At 72.9% G+C, this 2,889-nt stretch carries 3 protein-coding genes; all 3 read left to right on the top strand.

Annotation, left to right across the window (positions count from 1 at the left end):
* Positions 1–687 (top strand): Acg family FMN-binding oxidoreductase (locus ACWEVO_RS34135; protein WP_452311538.1); only part of this gene is annotated, 687 nt, incomplete at its 5' end.
* A 109-nt stretch (positions 688–796) separates the two neighbouring features.
* Complete coding sequence (locus tag ACWEVO_RS34130; RefSeq protein ID WP_452311537.1) at positions 797–2,629, top strand: glycoside hydrolase family 15 protein; 1,833 nt, start codon at positions 797–799, stop codon at positions 2,627–2,629.
* 61 nt (positions 2,630–2,690) lie between these two features.
* On the top strand, positions 2,691–2,889 hold a 199-nt coding region (locus ACWEVO_RS34125; RefSeq protein WP_452311536.1), incomplete at its 3' end, for a hypothetical protein.

The raw sequence follows: 2,889 nt of genomic DNA, 5'->3' as shown, positions 1-2,889 counted from the left end.
GCCGACCTGGACGTCGCCGCCGGCCGGCTGGTCGACGCCATCCCCCGCCGCCGCACCGACCGGCGCGCGTACGGCGACCGGCCGGTACCGGCACTGCTGCTGGGCCGGCTGCGCGCCGCGGTCGAGGCCGAGGACGCGTACCTGCACGTGGTCCGGCTCGACCAGATGCCGATGCTGGCCGTCTCCACCGCCCGCGCCGCCGACGCCGAGCTGGCCGACCCGGCGTACCGGGAGGAGCTGCGCCGGTGGACCAACCGGCCGGCGGAGAGCGGCGACGGCGTGCCCACCGCCACCGCGGTGCGGCCCGCACCCCGCCGGGTGCCGCTGCGCGACTACGCGCCGGGCGGCGCGGCCGGACTGAGCGCCGGCACCGACTTCGACCGGGGCGCCGCGTACGTGATCCTCTTCGGCGACCGGGACGACCCGGCGGCCTGGCTGCGCGGCGGCGAGGCGCTGTCGGCGCTGCTGCTCACCGCGACGGCCGAGGGGCTGGCCACCGCGCCGATCAGCGACACCATCGAGCTGGCCTGGCCGCGCCGGATGATGCGCGAGCTGCTCGCCGGGGTGGGCGAGCCCTACCTGGTGGTCCTGGTCGGCTGGGGGCCGGGCGACGAGCTGCCGCCCGCGCCGCGCCGGGCGCCGGCCGACATCATCGAGGTCGACGCCGGACCGCTCGGCGGGGCGTGACCGGGTACCGGACGCCACCCGGCCGGGTGATCGTCGCCCGGTGACCGCCGCGCGGGCGCCCCGCCCGTCTACCGTCCGATCCAGGGCAGGTGACGTGGGGGAGGCTGGCGTGGAGAAGTACCCCGCCATCGAGGACCACGGACTCATCGGCGATCTTCAAACTGCCGCCCTGGTTACCTGCGACGGCTCGATCGACTGGTTCTGCGCCCCGCGCTTCGACTCGCCCAGCGTCTTCGCCGCCCTGCTGGACGAGGCGAAGGGCGGCTACTTCCGGATCGCCCCGGACGACGTCAAGTACGTGACCAAGCAGCTCTACCAGCCCGACACGCCGATCCTGATCACCCGCTTCATCAGCGCCGACGGCGTCGCGGAGATCATCGACTACATGCCGGTCGCCGGTGAGCGGCCCACCGAGCAGCACCGCCTGGTGCGGATGGTCCGCATGATCCGCGGCAGCATGCGCTTCAAGCTGGAGTGCCGGCCCCGGTTCAACTACGGCCGGGACGGCCACGACCTGGAGGTGCACCCGGAGGGCTACGTCTTCCGCAGCCCGACGCTGAGCCTGACGCTCAACCCGGTCCGCCCGGTCCCGAAGCTGGTCCGCGAGCGGGACGTCGACAACGACGGCCACGACCTGGTCGGCCGGGTCACGCTGCAGGAGGGTGAGACCGGCGGCGTCATCCTGGAGACCGCGTCCGTCCGGCCGCCGCGGATCGTGCCGGCGGAGGAGGTGGCGGCGATGTTCGAGCGGAACATCGAGTTCTGGCGCCGCTGGCTCGAGCGCTCCACGTACGGCGGGCGCTGGCGCGAGATGGTGGAGCGCTCCGCGATCACCCTGAAGCTGATGACGTACGCCCCGACCGGCGCGATGATCGCCGCGCCGACCGCCGCGCTGCCCGAGCAGATCGGCGGCACCCGCAACTGGGACTACCGCTACACCTGGATCCGGGACACCTCCTTCTCGGTGCACGCCCTGCTGGGGCTCGGCTTCACCGACGAGGCCAGCCGGTACGTGAACTGGCTCGACGAGCGGGTCCGCGAGGCCGGCGACAACGCCGCCCCCCTGAAGATCATGTATCGGGTGGACGGCTCGTCCGACCTGCACGAGGAGGTCCTCGACCACTTCGAGGGCTACCGCGGCTCGGGGCCGGTACGGATCGGCAACGGCGCGGCCGACCAGTTGCAACTCGACATCCACGGTGAGGCCCTGTACGCCATGCACGTCGCCGACGAGCAGGGCATCCGCCCCTCGCACCAGGTGTGGCGCAGCACCGTACGGCTCGTCGACTGGCTCTGCCACAACTGGGACCAGCCCGACGCGGGCATCTGGGAGAGCCGCCACCACCCCCGCAACTACACCTACGGCCGGCTGATGTCCTGGGTCGCCTTCGACCGGGCGATCCGGCTGGCCAACCGGCACGGCCGACCGGGGGACGTCAACCGCTGGGTCCAGCAGCGCGACACCATCTACAACCAGATCATGGAGCGCGGCTACCACCTGGGCCGCCGCTCCTTCGTACAGAGCTTCGGCGAACCGGTTCTCGACGCCTCGCTGCTCATCATGCCGGCGGTCGGCTTCGTCACCCCCACCGACCCGCTGTGGCTCTCCACCCTGGAGGCCATCGAGGGGGACCTGGTCTCCGACAGCCTCGTCCACCGCTACGACCCGGCCGCCGCGCCGGACGGCCTGCCCGGCGACGAGGGCACCTTCAACATGTGCACCTTCTGGTACGTGGCCGCGCTGGCCGGCGCCGGCCGGCTCGAGGACGCCCGCCTCACCTTCGAGAAGATGTTCACCTTCAGCAGCAACCTGCGCCTCTACGCCGAGGAGATCGCCCTCACCGGCGAGCAGATCGGCAACTTCCCCCAGGCGTTCAGCCACCTGGCCCTGATCACCACGGCGCTGCACCTCAACGAACTCCTCGACGCCCGCAAGCGGTGACGTCCCGCCGCCCGCCCGCCGGGTGCAGACGACAGGCCCGCCGGTCACATACCGTGTGCCGGTGACCAGCATCCGGCGGTGGACGGTGGACGCCGCCGTCGTGCTCGCCGCGCTGGCCGTCAGCGAACTCGCGATCGTCACCGGCCGGGAGGCCGGCGCGACGCCGCGCGACTGGTTCGCGTACCTGCTCGCGGTGGGCATGGCGGCGCCGCTGCTGCTGCGCCGCCGGCACCCCACCGTGGCGCTCTACCTGGTCTCGG

The sequence above is a fragment of the Micromonospora sp. NPDC003776 genome, from assembly GCF_053605645.1.
The sequence above is the reverse complement of the archived record's forward strand: the minus strand, read 5'-3'. Positions and strand labels throughout refer to the sequence as shown.